The sequence below is a fragment of the Pseudothermotoga hypogea DSM 11164 = NBRC 106472 genome, assembly GCF_000816145.1.
Lineage (GTDB): Bacteria > Thermotogota > Thermotogae > Thermotogales > DSM-5069 > Pseudothermotoga_A > Pseudothermotoga_A hypogea.
This window is the reverse complement of record NZ_CP007141.1, coordinates 1,939,432-1,954,689: the sequence shown is the minus strand read 5'-3', so window position 1 is coordinate 1,954,689 and position 15,258 is coordinate 1,939,432. Positions and strand designations below refer to the sequence as shown.

The following is a 15,258-nucleotide window of genomic DNA, read 5'->3' as shown; positions in this document are numbered from 1 at the left end:
GGCAACATCATTAAAGGACTTTTCCGAGTGTTGCATTTTTGTTTCACAATCTGGTATCATACATGATGAATCATGTATCAGATTGAATGGTGGTTCAGTTTACAGGAGGGACCAAAATGCAAGATCACGTAGGTATAGCCGGTATCGGGACCTATCTTCCAAAGCGCTATATGACGGCCAAGGAGCTGGCCTCGCTCACTGGAATCGACGAAGCAGTCATCGTTGAGAAATTCGGTGTTAAGGGCAAATACGTTCCAGGCGAAGAAGACACGACGAGCCATATGGGTGTTATGGCTGCGAGAGAGGCCATAAAGAACGCAGGGGTCGATCCAAGCGAGATCGACGTGGTCATCTGGAACGGTGCGCAGCACAAAGATTATCCCTGCTGGCTTGCGTGCACGAAGGTCGCTCACGAGATCAACGCGACGAGGGCGTGGGCTTTCGACATGGAAGCCATGTGCGGTTCGATGATCGTTGGGCTTCAGGTGGCCAGATCGCTTATGCTCAGCGAGAAGAACGTGAACACGGTCTTGCTCGTGAGCGGGTATCGCAACGTCGATCTGGTCAACCACAAGTACAAACCGACTTCTTTCATGTTCGACATAGGCGCCAGTGGAGCGGCACTGGTGCTGAAAAAGAACCACGGTGCGAACGTTGTGCTGGGTGTTTCGAGCATCGTCGATGGATCGTTCGCCGAAGACTGTATCGTGCCGGTGGGGGGAACCAAGAGGTGGCCAATCAAGACAGAAGACCTCAATGAATACTATTTCCACCTGGTCGATCCTGAAGCTTTCAAAGAAAAGCTGAACAGGGTCACTCTGAACAACTTCTACTTCGTGATCGACGATGCTCTGAGAAAGAGTGGTCTTTCAAGGAAAGACATATCCTACCTCGCCATACTGCACTTCAAGAGATCGGCACACTTGGAAGTTCTAACGCAACTGGGTTTGAGGGAGGATCAATCTTTCTACCTCGAAGACTACGGTCACATGGGTCAGAACGATCAGGTCTTTTCTCTCCAGGAAGGTCTCAAGCTTGGTAGGATCAAAGACGGTGATGTGGTCGTTCTCGTGGGGGCGGGCGTGGGCTGGACCTGGAACGCCGCCGTCGTGAGGTGGGGAAGGATCAGAGAACCCATAAGTTGGTGAGGAGGAATGGTTGTGAAGTGGGAAGAAGTTTACAAAAAGAAGTTGGTGGACATCGATAAGGTTCTGGAACTTGTTCAGAGTAACTCAACGATCGTCGTCGGTATGACTCCGATGGAACCCAAGCTCTTTCTGAGGAACCTTCACAGAGTCGCTGACAGAGTCGAGAACGTAACCGTGTTCACGTGTTTGAACATGGAGAGTTATCCCTTCTACATGAGAGAAGAATACAGCAAGAGCTTTCAAAACGCTTCTTGGTACTTCGGTGCCTCGAACAGGGAAGCTGTGAAGAACAGGTATGGAACGGTGAGTTACGTTCCGAACAATCTGCACCAGGCGGGAACGAATTTGTTAGACAGCAGAGACGTTGACATCTTCGTTGGTGTCGCTTCACCCATGGACAAAAACGGTTTCCTTACACTGTCTGCTTCTGTTGTTTACGAGAAGGACGTGATCGAGAAGGCAAAGAAAGTCGTGCTCGAAGTCAATCCGAAAGCCCCAAGAACGCATGGCGATACCCACGTGCACATCAGCGAGGTCGACTACTTGATCGAGGTTGACTACGATCTACCGGAAGCCGAGCTGGTTGAACCAGCGGATGTCGAGTCGAAGATCGCGCAGTACGTTAGCGAACTTATAGAGGATGGATCCACGATACAGATCGGAATAGGTGGTATCCCAAACGCCGTCGCAAAGCTTTTACACAGCAAGAAGGATCTCGGTGTGCATACAGAGATGTTCACCGAGTCCATGATCGATCTCTTTGAAATGGGGGTGATAACGAACAAGAAGAAAACTCTGTGGAAAGGCAAGTTCGTCTGTACGTTCGCCTTTGGAACCAAGAGACTCTACAGCTTCATCGACGATAACCCTTCGATCATGTTCCTTCGGGGCAAGTACGTGAACGATCCTTATGTGGTAGCCCAGAACGAGAAGATGGTCAGTATAAACACCGCGCTCATGGTAGACTTGACGGGTAACGTTTGTTCGGAAGCTTTGGGCACACAGCATTACAGTGGCACCGGTGGGCAGCTGGACACGCACCGTGGTGCTGTGAAAAGCAAAGGTGGTAAAGGTATCATCGCACTCAGGTCCACCGCTAAGAACGGAACAGTATCGACCATTGTGCCTCTACTACCACTCGGTTCTCCCGTGACAGTACCCAGACAGGAACTCGATTACGTTGTCACAGAGTGGGGCGTGGCGCACGTGAGGGGTAAAACCATCAGGGAGAGGACACTCCAGTTGATATCCATAGCTCATCCAGATTTCAGAGACGTGTTAACTTCGGAAGCGAGAAAGATGGGTCTAATCTGATGAAAGGAGTGAGAGTATGAAGAGGTTGTTCGTGGCGTTCGCGGTTGTGGTCGTGGCATTAGGCTTCGCATCAACCATCAAAATAGGTGCGGTTTTGCCTCTATCTGACATCACGGGCAGACAGGCGGCCAACGCCATGAAACTGGCCGTCAAGGAAATCAACGCAGCGGGCGGAGTTCTCGGTATGCCCGTGGAATTGTTCATCGTCGATGATGAGATGAAGCCGGAGAAAGGTGCCGCCGCGATCGACCGACTCGCGACCGTTGAAAAAGTGGACTTCTTCGTCGGTGGGATGTCCAGCGGTGTGCACCTGGCACAGATACCCATATTGAAGAAGTACCAGAAGATCACGGTATGGATTGGAGCGGCGTCGTACAGATGTGAAGAAGCGGTCGGTCCGGACGCAGACTGGTACTTCCATTTGCATCCTTGGGACTATCTGCAGGGAGAAAGCTACGCACACGGTTGGAGGGCGATCACTCAGAAGTATCCGCAGGTGAAGATCGAGAAGATATTCATAGCTTACGAGGAAGGTGCCTTTGGAACAAGTTCCTTCAAATCCTACCAAGACGAGTTCGAGCTCGCGAAGAAAGGTACCGGAGTCTGGGCTGGACTGATGAAAGACCTCAGGGGTGCCCCCTTCAAGAGTGTTGCACTCGGAGGCGGTGATTACAGAGCAGTCTTGATGCAGGCCAAGCAGTACAATCCAGATTTGTTCATATGGGCTGGCTACGACGCCGATGCGATACCCATCCTCATTCAAGCGAAGGAGATAGGTTTCGCTCCAAAACTCTTCGTCGGTGCACCTCCGGGATGGCCTGCCGATTTCGGTAAGAATCCTTTGTCACACGGTGTCATACTCTACGGTATGTGGGCACCGGCATTGAAAGATGTCAGCGCGATCGCGAAGCACTTCTGGGACGCGTACGTGAAAGAGTTCAACGAGGAACCTGCGACGTACTTTGCTCCGCTCGGCTACACGAATATCATGTTCTTGGTTGAGGGAATCAAGAAGGCTGGCTCACTCGACAAGGACGCCATCATCAAAGCTCTGAGGGAGATCGAATATGAATCTCCTGTAGGAGGCGTGCTCAAGATCTCCCCAAGCAGGATCATAAAGAACCAAGGATTCAGGGCTCAGAAGATACTGCAGTGGCAGAACGGGGTACAGCACGTCATCTGGCCGTTCGAATATCAAACGGCCGAGCTGATCTATCCATTCCCGGGTTGGACGGGCAAATGAACGATGCGGCTGGGCCGAACGCCCAGCCGTTCATTTGTTTCAAGAAGAGGTGAAAGCGCGTGAAGAAAAATTTCGTTGGATACGCAGTTCTCGCCATAGCACTTTTTCTCATCGCCTTGCTCAGACCGTACGCTTTCTTCTACGGTGTACAGAGAGGTAGCTTGTACGGTTTGGTCGCCCTTCCACTCGCACTCATACTCGGTATAGTGGGTCTCTTGAACCTGGCTCACGGTGAGTTCTTGACGTTGTCGCTCTACATGACGTACCTTCTGTTCAACGAGTGGGGGATGGATCCTCTGTCTTCTCCCGTGCTTACAGTACCACTTCTCTTGGTGGTTGGTCTTTTGATCTACAAGCTTGTGATAGAGAGATCTTTGAAAACTCATCATCTCAACCTCCTGTTGCTCACCTTCGGAGTCTCCATAGTCATGGTTGAATCTTTCAACATATGGTGGACTTCCAGACCGAGAAACATCTACGTGCCTTACGCATCGACCTCGGTCAACATCTTCGGTGTGTACGTCGGTGGCTATGAGTTCATATACACAATCGTAGTGGTGCTCGTGCTCGCAGGATTGTTGTTGTTCTTGAAGAAGACGCGGCTCGGGCAGGCGACTTACGCAGTTGGACAAAACCCCAAGGGTGCAGCGATTGTGGGCATCAACGTCAAATTCGTCTACGCTTTTGTGTTCAGCCTCGCAGCTGGGTTGGTTGCGCTGGCTGGTGCACTGTTGTCCGTCAGGAGTTCAATCTTTCCGCACGTTGGTGGTCCATTTACGATGAAATCTTTCAGCTTGACGGCGATGGCGGGTTTGGGAAACTTACCAGGCATAGTTCTCGCAGGGATAGTACTCGGCATCGCTGAAGAGTTCGTCAAGTCCATACCGGGTTACACGGGATGGGCAGACTTGGTCTTCTTCGTAGTCCTCATAGCAGCGATCGTGTTCAGGGCCTTCGGGAGGCGAGAAGGATGAAGTACTTCATGATATTGGCTGTTTGTGTTCTCTGCTTTCTTTTGCCTTTCTTCGTGGGTGCGTACCTGATTCACGTGCTCACTTCGATAATGATTTTTCTGTCTTTGGCTCTCAGTTGGGACATGATGCTCCGCACAGGACAGCTTTCGTTCGGGATCGCTGGTTTCTTCGGACTCGGTGCTTACGCTTCGATCATTGCCGTCGATGACTTTTCTATCGATCCGTTGTGGAGTATTCTCGTTGCTGCGGTGTTCGCTGCTCTCGTTGCTTTGGCACTCGGTTGGATCGTACTGAGACTGAGAGAGATCTACTTCGCCATAACGACGCTTGCGCTCTCCAGCGTTTTCATGATCTTCGCGAGAAACCTGAGCGATCTCACCGGTGGTTCAGCGGGGAAAGTCCTCTACGAGTCGATCTTCAAAGGAGATTCGATCAAGATCTATTGGCTGGTTCTCTCGGTGGCGCTCACAGTGATCCTCATTTCTGAGCTTTTTCAAAGGACAAGAATTCGCTTTGCGATCAATGCCATAAGGGACGATGAGATCGCCGCAAAGTGTTCTGGAGTGAACATCTTCAAGTACCTTCTGTTCGTCTTCGTGCTTACATCGGCGATTCAGGGCGCTGTCGGAGCACTCTACGCACAGCAGTATGCTTTCGTTGAACCTGAAAGCACTTTCTCAGCCAACTTTCTGCTCCTTCCGATGTCAATGGCCCTCGTTGGAGGAATCTACTCTACCCTCGGTCCAATAATAGGGGCCGTGGTGCTCGGCTTGGCGTCAGAATATCTCAAACTCATCATGCCGTACGGGCATCTGATAATTTATGGTTTGATTCTCATCTTCACGATCATGTTCTTGCCAAGGGGTATATACGGAACCATCGCCAACAAGATTGTGGTGAAGCGATAGGAGGTTCTGTGCCGTGCTTTTGAGAACGGAGAAACTGACGAAGAGCTTCGGGGGTTTGGTAGCCGTCAAATCCGTGGATTTGAACGTGAACCAAGGTGAGATACTCGGTATAATAGGTCCCAACGGGGCCGGTAAGACGACGTTGACCAACCTCATATCTGGTGTTTTATACCCCACCGAGGGGCGCATTCGTTTCGAAGATAAAGACATCACCTTCGTCCCCGCACACTTGCGCGCACGCATGGGCATAGCGAGGACCTTTCAGCTCGTGAGACCTTTGAGGGATTTCACCGCATTCGAAAACGTCGTGGTATCGTGCCTCTTCGCCAGAGGTGAGTCGTTGCGTGAGGCGCGCAAGTCTGCACGCAAGATATGTGAGCTCGTAGAGCTCGACCAACCTGAAAGGCGCTTGGACAGGCTCACGGTTTTCGAGCTGAAGAAGCTCGAGATCGCAAGGGCGCTTGGTTGTCAACCGAAACTCTTGATACTCGATGAGGTCATGGCAGGGTTGAACTCCGAAGAGATGCAGAGGATTATCCAGTTGGTGAGATCCCTCAGAGAAAAGCAGATCACAATTTGTGTGATCGAACACGTCATGAGCGTGATAAGCCAGTTGACCGACCGCGTCATCGTTCTGGATCGTGGTGAGATCATTGCGGAAGGACCGTACGAAAAGGTTGCACACGATCCTAAGGTCATCACTGCCTATCTTGGGGAGGAAGCATGATGTTGAGGATAGATGGTTTGAACGCAGCTTATGGAAGGATAAAAGTCCTCTGGGACCTTTCGTTGAGCGTTGGTTCAGGTGAGGCGGTTGGTCTGTTTGGACCGAACGGAGCGGGCAAGACCACACTCGTCAACTGTGTGATCGGCTTCTTGAAGCCCATCTCTGGGAAGGTACTCTTTCAAGACAAAGACATAACTGGCATGGAACCGCACGAAATCGTCAAGCTCGGCATAGCGTTAGTACCGCAGGAACGCGAACTGTTCCCCAACATGACCGTCGAAGAGAACCTCAGGGCAGGCGCGAACTATGTACCACACGCACGTGAAAGAATGCTTGAAGCCTTCGATTTGGTCTTCACACTGTTTCCCATACTGAAAGAACGGCTGAAGCAGAAGGTCGGCACGATGAGTGGAGGTCAACAGAGGATGGTTGCGGTCGCGAGGGCGCTGATGTCCTTCCCAAAACTTCTGATGTTGGACGAACCATCCGTAGGACTGCAACCTTCGATCGTATCAGAGTTGTTCTCGAAATTGAGGGAAATAAAGAATCAGGGTGTGTCAATACTGTTGATAGAGCAGAACGTTAAACAGGGATTGAAAGTTGTTGAGAGGGGGTACGTGATCGAAAACGGTAGAATAGTGTTGGAAGATTCTTCAACGAATCTCATGAACAACGAGCACATCAAGAAGGCATATCTCGGCTTGTAGAAAGGGGAGGTTACGTATGAGATTGCAAGGGAAGGTGTGCATCATCACGGGTGCAGCGAGTGGCATCGGTAGGGCAGCGAGCTTACTGTTCGCCAAGGAAGGGGCCGTCGTGTGTGCATGCGACGTCTCACAGCAGGCTCTCGACAAACTCGTCGAAGAGGCGAAGGATTTACCTGGTTCGATCGATCCTTACGTCTTGGATGTGACGAACAGAGAACAGGTGTTCAAAACAGTGGATGAAATCGCGAACAAGTATGGAAAAATCGATGTGCTTGTGAACAACGCTGGAATAACGAGAGACGCCCTGCTCGTCAAGATGAGCGAGCAAGACTGGAATGCGGTGATCAACGTGAATTTGACCGGCGTTTTCAACATGACGCAGGCTGTCGCTCCGCACATGATGAAGACACAGAAGGGTTCGATCATCAACACATCTTCCGTCGTTGGAATCTACGGTAACATCGGCCAAACCAACTATGCCGCAACGAAGGGTGGAGTCATAGCTATGACCAAGACGTGGGCCAAAGAACTCGCGCGCAAAGGTGCACAGATAAGGGTGAACGCGGTTGCACCGGGTTTCATACGAACTCCGATGACCGAGAAAGTCCCCGAAAAGGTCATAGAAGCCGTTTTGAGCAGAACGCCGCTCGCGCGCATGGGCGAACCGGAGGAGGTCGCGTACGTTTATCTGTTCCTTGCGAGCGACGAATCTTCTTACATCACAGGTCAAGTGATCGGTGTGGATGGTGGTCTGACGTTCTGAAATCTTCCCTGAGGGGGATGTACGGTGAAGAAACTGTTGGTGGTTCTGGTACTGTCGGTCGCGCTCTTCGTCTTCGCAGAGGTCGGTGTTTATCCAGACAAGATCGTGGTTGGAACGTTCCAAGCACTGTCGGGACCTTATGCGGTGATCGGTCAAGAGATGTCGAAAGGAATGCTGGCGTACTTCAACTGGATCAACAAGAACAACGGAGTCTACGGAAGGAAGATCGAACTGATCATAGCGGACGATCAGCTCAATCCAACCAAGACAGTCGTCGAGGTCAAAAGATTAGTGGAATCTGACAAAGTCTTCGCGATCGTCGGTGGACTGGGCACCTACGGTTGTCTCGCGGTGATGGATTATCTGGAGCAGAACAAGGTACCCTTCGTCTATCAAGGTGCAGGAACGAGCCTGCTCGTGGTGCCACCAAAACGTTACATCTTCGGAGTTCAACCCGACTACACACTTGAAGGTCAGTTGATCGCAAAGTTCTTCGTTGAAAACTTGAAAAAGAAGAAGATAGGCGTCATCTACATGGCCAACGATGTCGGTAAAGAAGGTTTAGCGGCGGTGAAGATGCGGCTCGAGAAGTACGGTATGAAACCCGCGCTCGAGATCGCTTACAACCCGCTCGAAACAGACTACAGTGCGCTCGCGGTGGATGTTTTGAAGGTATCTCCGGATGCCATCGTCATCTACGGTTTTCTCACCGACACGGTCAGGTGGATCAAAACGTTGAAGGATTATGGGGTGGACGCTGACATCGTGACAACCTATGCCAACGCTGACCCCAGTTTCATAAACCTCGCAGGTAAGTATGCCGAAGGCGTTTATCTGACGGGCTGGGTTCCGTTGGCAACCCCGGACAGACCGGAGTTCCTGAGGGACTATCAAAGGGCGGTGGCGATATTCCAAGAGAGCTATCCGAACCAGATCATGTCCTCGTACGCGGTGGCTGGATTCATCGCTGCCGAAGTGTTCGTTGAAGGTCTCGTCAGAGCCGGGCCAGATCTGACGAGAGAGAAACTCGTTGAGGCGCTCGAGACGTTCAATCACTGGGACGGAATCTTGGCCAAGGATATCACCTGGGGTCCAGGTCTCAGGCGCGGTAAATCGACGATGTACTTCATGAAGATCGAGAACGGCATCTTCACACCTGTAACGGATTTGATAGGACTCGATTGAGGAGGGGACCTTCCCCTCCTCTTTGTCTGGGGGCGTGAAACTTGGCACTCTTAAACATCGATTCACTGATTGTTCGCTTCGGTGGTCTTGTGGCTGTGGATAACTTCTCGATGAGAGTGGAAAAAGGAGAAATTCATTCTCTCATAGGTCCAAACGGTGCCGGAAAGACGACCGTCTTCAACGCGATAACGCGGGTGGTCAAGATTCACTCTGGAACCATCGTGCTCGATGGGGTTGAACTGACGCACGTTGCCCCGCACCAGGTGATTTCATACGGTGTTGCAAGAACGTTCCAGAACGTCGTCGTTTTCAAGTACTTGACGGTGCTCGAGAATTTCTACGTGGGGTACCATCACAGGATCGCTGGAGGATTGATGAAAGACTTGATTGTGACTAAGCGAAGGTCACTTGAAAACTACGAAATGTACAGAGAGGCTCTCAACGTGGCGGACTTTCTTGGTCTGAAGAGCAGGTTGTTGAGCTACGCGGGCAGTATCCCTTATTTTCACCAAAAACTCGTCGAGATAGGCCGCGCGTTGATGGCGAAACCCAAGATTTTGTTGCTCGACGAACCCGCGGCTGGACTCAACGAAGCGGAGACGAACCAGCTCGTGAGCATCGTACGGCGAATAAGAGATGAAATGGGTATAACGGTGTTGTTGATAGAGCACGATATGCGTGTGGTGATGGACATCTCCGATGTTGTGACCGTGATGGACTTTGGAAAGAAGATCAGTGAGGGTAAGCCCGAAGAGGTGCGAAAAGATCCAAAAGTGATCAGTGCCTATTTGGGAGAGGTCAACAGTGCTTGAACTCAGAAACGTGACGGTCAGTTACGGCCCCGTGGTGGCCGTGAAAGATGTTTCTTTGAAGGTCGAGAAAAGTTCCATAACGACGATCCTCGGAGCGAACGGATCAGGAAAGACGTCGCTTCTGCATGCCATCGTGGGATTGAACAAAATCGTGGCTGGTGAAATACTTTTCGAAGGCGAGAGAATAGACAAACTCGAGGCGCACGAGATCGTTCGACGCGGTTTGGTCCTGTGTCCCGACAATAGGATGGTCTTTCAAAAGATGACGGTCCTGGAGAATCTGCAGGCCGGAGCGTATTTGAGAAGAGAAGACCTATCCAAGGATTTCGACCTCGTTTTTACTCTCTTCCCAAGGCTCAAAGAGAGACTGAAACAGAGGGCGGGCACACTTTCGGGTGGAGAACGGCAGATGCTCGCCATTGCGAGGTCGCTGATGGCCAAACCCAAGTTGCTCATGCTCGACGAACCTTCGACGGGCTTGGCACCAAACCTTGTGAGCGAGATCATGAGGGCTATAAAGAAGATAAACGAATCAGGTGTAACGATTCTCCTGGTTGAACAGAGCGCCTACGCTGCCCTAAAGATTTCACATTACGGTTATGTTCTTCAAACTGGGAGACTCGTCATGGAAGGCCCTTCTGAACGACTCATGAAAGACAGCTCCGTGGTTGAAAGCTATCTGGGGGGAAGATGAGTGTTTCTGAACAGGTTGATCCTCGGTCTCTCAACGGGAAGTTTTTATTCTCTCGCAGCCATGGGTATAGTGCTCATATTCAAAGTAACGGGGTTGATGAATTTCGCGTACGGTAACATGGCAATGTTCATGGCGTACGTCACCTACACCTTCGTTTCTCTGGGTCTGGGAGCTTGGTCGGCCCTCGTTCTGACTCTGCTTGTGAGCATGCTGTTCGGATACGCTGTGGAACGGTTCACCCTGAGGCCCCTGCGCAAGCTTTCCCATGGATCGATGTTGATAGTGACCTTTGGTTTGCTCATGATCTTAGAGGGGTTGGCGACACAGATATGGGGAACGCAGTACAAATCGTTGCCCGAATTGATATCTGGCAGGCCCCTCATCTTCAGAGGTGATTTCGGCATAGTCGTTTTCAGAAGACAGGACTTGCTCTTGTTCGCCGTGCTCGCCGCCGTGTCTTTTCTAATGTTTCTGCTCTACAGGTTCACCAAAGTTGGTATAGCGATTCGCGCCGTCTCTGAGAACGAAAAGGCTGCCCAGCTGATGGGTATCGACCCCAACAAGGTGATCTCTTGGTCTTGGATGGTTGGAACTGCTATCGGAACGATGGTCGCCGTTCTCGGCGCTCCGAGGACGTACGTTTCTCCGACGATGATGATCTACTATCAAATACAGGGTTTCACAGCTGCGGTGCTCGGAGGGTTCGACAGCCTTTTTGGTGCACTGTGTGGTGGTCTTGCGCTGGGTGTGATAGAGAATCTCATCGGTGGTTACATCAGCAACGAGCTGAAAACGACGCTCTCTCTGGCCATCATCGTTGGCATACTGTTGGTGAGACCACAGGGACTGTTCGGCAGCGAAGAAATCAGGAGAGTGTGAGTGATGAGATGGCTCTTGCTTTTGATTCTGTTCTCGGTACCTTTCTTGCCGTCAGTTAGTGGTTTCGTCCTGACTCTGCTGAACCTGACTTTCATCTACTCGATCGCTGCGATGGGTTTGAACGTGATCATGGGTTATGCCGGGCAGATTTCGATAGGCCATGCGGCGTTCATGAGTGTTGGTGCGTACACTTCCGCGATCTTGGTACAACGTTTCTCTGTGCCCATACCGATTTCCGTACTGATCGCCATCGTTTTCGGCGCCGTTGTCGGCATGGCTCTGGGTTTTCCCGCTTTGAGACTCAAAGGCTTTTATCTGGCCATAGTGACGATGGGTTTCGTCGTCGCCATCGAGCAGTTGTTCGGGGCCTGGCAAGCGTTGACAGGTGGACACATAGGCTTGAGGAACATCAAGCTGTTCGGAAGCGACACAACGAGTTACTACGTGAACCTTTTGCTTTTGCTGGTATGTTTCTACTTTTTCCGTCTCCTCGTAAGAGGTAAGACCGGAAGGGCGCTTGCGGCCATGAGGGAGAACGAACTGGTAGCACGCATTTTTGGCGTGCATCTAACTTACCACAAGGTCATCGCGTTCAGCTTTGGATCGGCCTTAGCAGCGCTTGCTGGAGCACTCTATGCCCACACGATCGGCTACATAGCCCCGAGCCTGTTCGGGCTGGGTAAATCTTTGGACCTGCTCGCCATGGTGGTCATCGGGGGTCTGGCTTTGGAGATCGGACCCTTCTTTGGTGCGACGCTTTACACCATCCTTCCTTTCTTCTTCAGCAGGAGTGGCTTTTCTCTTTCGATCATCTTTGGAGCGATACTCATTCTCACGGTCTTGTTCATGCCGCGTGGCATCGCCTACCATGCGATGAACTTCTGGTTGAGGTGGGCAGAATTACCCATCGTCTGGCTCAAGAGAAGGATCGGAAAACCTGAGGGTAAGTTCGTCCAAACATCCCTTGCACGTTTGCACTACGTCGAATCGGGAGAGGGAAAACCATTGATACTCATCCATGGAAACTTTGGCTCTTTCAGATGGTTCAAGCCGATCCTCGGCAGAATCTCGAATTTCAAAACGATCGCACTCGATCTTCCCAATTTCGGTTTTTCCGACAGGACCATTCCAACGCTGGACAACTATGTAAAGGCCGTAGAAGAGTTCATCGAAAAGCTCCAGCTGAAAGATATCATCGTCCTTGCACACTCACTCGGTGGAGCGATAGGTATGAAACTGGCTTTGAAACGTCCAGACTTGCTCAAGGGTTTGATCTTGGTCGATCCGTGCCCGATCGATGGTCTACCCACACCCGCGGAGAATTTACCCTATCTTGAGCTGTACAAAAGGAACAGATCCGTGCTGAGAAGATCGCTGTACGGTTTGCTCAGGAATGTGAAAGACAGAAAATTCGTCGAGCAACTGGTGGACGATGCATTGAAGATGAATCCAAAAGCAATCTACGCACACGCTGAAGAACTCGGTAAATTTGACCTTACCGGTCAAACAGAGAATTACCGTGTGAAGACGCTACTGGTGTGGGGCGACATGGACCCGTTGCTCACGCATGAGCAGATGGAAAAAACTCGAAGAGCGTTGAAAGCCCAGCTCGTTATTCTCAACAACGTTGGCCACACGCCGTTCGTCGAAGCGACTGAGGATTTTTTGAGGAGGATAGAACCTTTTCTGAAGGAGGTTGGAACATGAAGTACGCAAAGATAATCTCTTCTGGTCTCTACGCTCCGAGCAAGATCATGACGAATCAAGAGTTCGAAAGACTCGTCCATTTCACCATCGATCCCTACTTCACAGAACAGATCGGTATCAACCATCGACGCCTCTCGAATGAAGAAGAAACCCCGACCTACATGGCTGCCGAAGCCGCCAAGCGCGCACTGGCGAGGATCAACATGAAACCTGAAGAGATCGACCTGATCATAGTGGGCACGGACACACCCGAAGCCATTTCACCACCCGATGCGGCGAGAGTACAGTATCTGATCGGTGCGCACAAAGCCGAACCTCTGGCGTTCAACGTTAACGCCTCCTGTGCAAACGGCGCATTGCTCTTGGACATCGCATCCCGTTACATAGCGCTCGGCGATTATAAAAATGTGCTCGTGATCGGAGTGTACGCGATGACGAAGTTCTTGAGCTGGAAGTACTCCTGGGAAGCGCTGTTTTCGGACGGTGCCGGTGCACTCATCCTGACGGCCTCAGATGAACCGGGTTATCTCGGCAGCGTCGCAAGGTGCGATGGTAGCTGGTGGTACAACTGGGGCATCTACATGGGAGCAGGCACGATGAATCTTCAAGGTTTTGAAAGAGGACTTCACAAGCTCGATCTGCGCGCGGCGTACCCAGCGACCGTGAACGAAGAAGGCTGGCCCTTGTTGCTCAACCGGCTCATGGAGAAATGCAACTTCTCGAAAGACGAAATAGGCATGATCTTTTTCACTCAGGTTCGAAAGAAGACCATACAGAAAGTCATGGAAACGATGGGCTTAGCAGAGGAAAAAGCGCACATGATCATGCATAAATACGGTTACACCGGATCTGCCTGCGTTTATATGGCGTACGACGATGCTTTCGATGAGGGAAAACTCAACGACCTCGAGGGCAAAGTTATCATCTTCCTCACCTCGGGTGTTGGTTATCAACAGGTGGCTGTGGCGTTCAGAGTGTGAGGTGAAGGGCATGTTCAAAACTTCGGATGGTGTCGAGATCGATTACGAATTTCACCCGGGTCGAGGAAGCGTTGTCGCACTCCTAAACGGTATTTTCATGAATATGAAAAGCTGGGACTCCTTGTTGAAAGATCTTAAAGATCGATATTCAGTGCTCCTTCACAACTTCAGGTGCCAGTGGACGTCTTCAAATGCGGAATGTTCTTTCGAAAAGCACGTTCAAGATTTGAAGGAGTTGTGTGACGCTCTGAAAATAAACAAACTGCACCTCGTTGGCACATCTTACGGCGGAGAAGTTGGAATGCTCTTCGCCGCCGAGCATCCCGAGATGGTCGAAAGCCTCGTGATCATAACCGCCACCGCGCGCGTGACACCGTACATCCGAAATCATGCTTTACTCTGGAGAATGGGCGCAGAGACGAAGGATCCTACCAAGTTCGTTCTGAGTTGGCTGACCGACGTGTACAGCGAGGCTTTCTTGGACGCGCATCCGGATCTGTTGAACACAATCGTCTCGAGGATGCAGAATTTCAACTACGACGGGGCCGTGATGCTGCTCGATTCTTTCCTCCAGATGGAACAAAAACCTCTGGTCGAGAAACTTCCATCGATCAATTGTCCCACACTCGTTGTGTGTGCCGAGCACGATCGAATCAAGCCACCACGTTTCTCACACGAGATCGCTGCGTCCATAAAGGCTGCGAACCTCGTTTGCGTTCCAGATTCAGGTCATGCCGTGGTGGTCGAGAAACCGAGAACGATCTTGAACCTCGTGATGGCTCATCTAAGTTTGCTGGGATGAAATGGTCGAAACGAGCCAGCTGAGATACTGCGTGTCAACTTTTTTCGCTTCGATTGAGATGATCGCCGGTGTCGTGTACGGATGAAGCTTTTTCAAAGCTTCGAAGACTTCGTCCTCTTTGAACTTGTCGGTCTTAAGGATCGCTGCCCACTCCTGATCTTCCACGATCTTGTCCTGCCACCAGTATCCAGATTGAATCTGGAAAGCGTTGAAACATGCGATCTTTCTTTCTTCGAGTAGTTGCTTGCAAACCCTCAGGCAGTCATCCTTGGTCGGGAACGTGGTGTAGATCAAAACCATGCATTCACCTCCAGAATTATTCTGCCCCAAGGATGATGTTGTCGGTGAAGGTTTGAAAATTCTTAACCTTTGCGATGTCGTTCATTGATCCACTTGAACCGTCGAGATCTTTGTG

At 51.0% G+C, this 15,258-nt stretch carries 16 protein-coding genes; 15 read left to right on the top strand and 1 reads right to left on the bottom strand.

Annotated elements, in window-relative coordinates; translation table 11 throughout:
- The first annotated feature begins 116 nt into the window (after positions 1–116).
- From AJ81_RS09565 to AJ81_RS09495, 15 genes are read left to right on the top strand one after another with little or no spacing between them, the layout of a single operon-like run.
- On the top strand, positions 117–1,148 hold the full coding sequence (locus AJ81_RS09565; RefSeq protein WP_031502523.1) for a 3-oxoacyl-ACP synthase: 1,032 nt from the start codon (positions 117–119) through the stop codon (positions 1,146–1,148).
- Between the two features lie 6 nt (positions 1,149–1,154).
- Positions 1,155–2,462, top strand: a complete 1,308-nt coding sequence (locus AJ81_RS09560; protein WP_231845436.1) for an acetyl-CoA hydrolase/transferase family protein — start codon at positions 1,155–1,157, stop codon at positions 2,460–2,462.
- Between the two features lie 16 nt (positions 2,463–2,478).
- Complete coding sequence (locus tag AJ81_RS09555; RefSeq protein ID WP_031502519.1) at positions 2,479–3,705, top strand: ABC transporter substrate-binding protein; 1,227 nt, start codon at positions 2,479–2,481, stop codon at positions 3,703–3,705.
- Positions 3,706–3,764: 59 nt separating this feature from the next.
- A complete protein-coding gene (locus tag AJ81_RS09550) occupies positions 3,765–4,679 on the top strand; it encodes a branched-chain amino acid ABC transporter permease (RefSeq protein ID WP_031502517.1) in 915 nt (304 codons plus the stop codon).
- A complete protein-coding gene (locus AJ81_RS09545; RefSeq protein WP_031502515.1) occupies positions 4,676–5,587 on the top strand; it encodes a branched-chain amino acid ABC transporter permease in 912 nt (303 codons plus the stop codon). Before AJ81_RS09550 ends, AJ81_RS09545 begins: the two co-directional genes overlap by 4 nt.
- Positions 5,588–5,600: 13 nt before the next feature.
- On the top strand, positions 5,601–6,314 hold the full coding sequence (locus tag AJ81_RS09540; protein ID WP_031502513.1) for an ABC transporter ATP-binding protein: 714 nt from the start codon (positions 5,601–5,603) through the stop codon (positions 6,312–6,314).
- Positions 6,314–7,021: an ABC transporter ATP-binding protein gene (locus tag AJ81_RS09535; protein ID WP_031502511.1), complete on the top strand. Its 708-nt coding sequence runs from the start codon at positions 6,314–6,316 to the stop codon at positions 7,019–7,021. Before AJ81_RS09540 ends, AJ81_RS09535 begins: the two co-directional genes overlap by 1 nt.
- Positions 7,022–7,037: 16 nt before the next feature.
- A complete protein-coding gene (gene fabG, locus AJ81_RS09530) occupies positions 7,038–7,784 on the top strand; it encodes a 3-oxoacyl-[acyl-carrier-protein] reductase (RefSeq protein ID WP_031502509.1) in 747 nt (248 codons plus the stop codon).
- Between the two features lie 24 nt (positions 7,785–7,808).
- A complete protein-coding gene (locus AJ81_RS09525) occupies positions 7,809–8,969 on the top strand; it encodes an ABC transporter substrate-binding protein (protein ID WP_031502507.1) in 1,161 nt (386 codons plus the stop codon).
- A gap of 41 nt (positions 8,970–9,010) precedes the next feature.
- The gene (locus AJ81_RS09520; RefSeq protein ID WP_031502506.1) at positions 9,011–9,781 is read left to right on the top strand and encodes an ABC transporter ATP-binding protein; all 771 of its coding nucleotides are present in this window, start codon (positions 9,011–9,013) and stop codon (positions 9,779–9,781) included.
- Complete coding sequence (locus AJ81_RS09515; RefSeq protein ID WP_031502503.1) at positions 9,774–10,475, top strand: ABC transporter ATP-binding protein; 702 nt, start codon at positions 9,774–9,776, stop codon at positions 10,473–10,475. Before AJ81_RS09520 ends, AJ81_RS09515 begins: the two co-directional genes overlap by 8 nt.
- Positions 10,476–11,354 (top strand): branched-chain amino acid ABC transporter permease, encoded by an 879-nt coding sequence (locus AJ81_RS09510; protein WP_031502501.1) that lies wholly within the window; start codon positions 10,476–10,478, stop codon positions 11,352–11,354.
- Between the two features lie 3 nt (positions 11,355–11,357).
- Entirely contained in the window at positions 11,358–13,061 is a 1,704-nt protein-coding gene (locus AJ81_RS09505) for an alpha/beta fold hydrolase (RefSeq protein WP_031502500.1), read from the top strand.
- Positions 13,058–14,041, top strand: a complete 984-nt coding sequence (locus AJ81_RS09500; RefSeq protein WP_031502499.1) for a 3-oxoacyl-ACP synthase III family protein — start codon at positions 13,058–13,060, stop codon at positions 14,039–14,041. The genes AJ81_RS09505 and AJ81_RS09500 overlap by 4 nt, the downstream gene beginning before the upstream one ends.
- Before the next feature lie 10 nt (positions 14,042–14,051).
- On the top strand, positions 14,052–14,843 hold the full coding sequence (locus tag AJ81_RS09495) for an alpha/beta fold hydrolase (RefSeq protein ID WP_031502497.1): 792 nt from the start codon (positions 14,052–14,054) through the stop codon (positions 14,841–14,843).
- On the opposite strand, the gene cutA is transcribed toward AJ81_RS09495, so the two are convergent.
- On the bottom strand, positions 14,826–15,143 hold the full coding sequence (gene cutA / locus AJ81_RS09490; protein ID WP_031502495.1) for a divalent-cation tolerance protein CutA: 318 nt from the start codon (positions 15,141–15,143) through the stop codon (positions 14,826–14,828). The genes AJ81_RS09495 and cutA overlap by 18 nt on opposite strands.
- Positions 15,144–15,258: the final 115 nt, after the last annotated feature.

Excerpts from the sequence above, each read along its gene's own strand:
- AJ81_RS09505 (WP_031502500.1), top strand. The coding sequence starts at position 11,358 with ATGAGATGGCTCTTGCTTTTGATTCTGTTCTCGGTACCTTTCTTGCCG.
- fabG (WP_031502509.1), top strand. The coding sequence starts at position 7,038 with ATGAGATTGCAAGGGAAGGTGTGCATCATCACGGGTGCAGCGAGTGGC.
- AJ81_RS09555 (WP_031502519.1), top strand. The coding sequence starts at position 2,479 with ATGAAGAGGTTGTTCGTGGCGTTCGCGGTTGTGGTCGTGGCATTAGGC.
- AJ81_RS09560 (WP_231845436.1), top strand. The coding sequence starts at position 1,155 with ATGGTTGTGAAGTGGGAAGAAGTTTACAAAAAGAAGTTGGTGGACATC.
- AJ81_RS09500 (WP_031502499.1), top strand. The coding sequence starts at position 13,058 with ATGAAGTACGCAAAGATAATCTCTTCTGGTCTCTACGCTCCGAGCAAG.
- AJ81_RS09535 (WP_031502511.1), top strand. The coding sequence starts at position 6,314 with ATGTTGAGGATAGATGGTTTGAACGCAGCTTATGGAAGGATAAAAGTC.
- AJ81_RS09495 (WP_031502497.1), top strand. The coding sequence starts at position 14,052 with ATGTTCAAAACTTCGGATGGTGTCGAGATCGATTACGAATTTCACCCG.
- AJ81_RS09545 (WP_031502515.1), top strand. The coding sequence starts at position 4,676 with ATGAAGTACTTCATGATATTGGCTGTTTGTGTTCTCTGCTTTCTTTTG.
- cutA (WP_031502495.1), bottom strand. The coding sequence starts at position 15,143 with ATGGTTTTGATCTACACCACGTTCCCGACCAAGGATGACTGCCTGAGG.
- AJ81_RS09565 (WP_031502523.1), top strand. The coding sequence starts at position 117 with ATGCAAGATCACGTAGGTATAGCCGGTATCGGGACCTATCTTCCAAAG.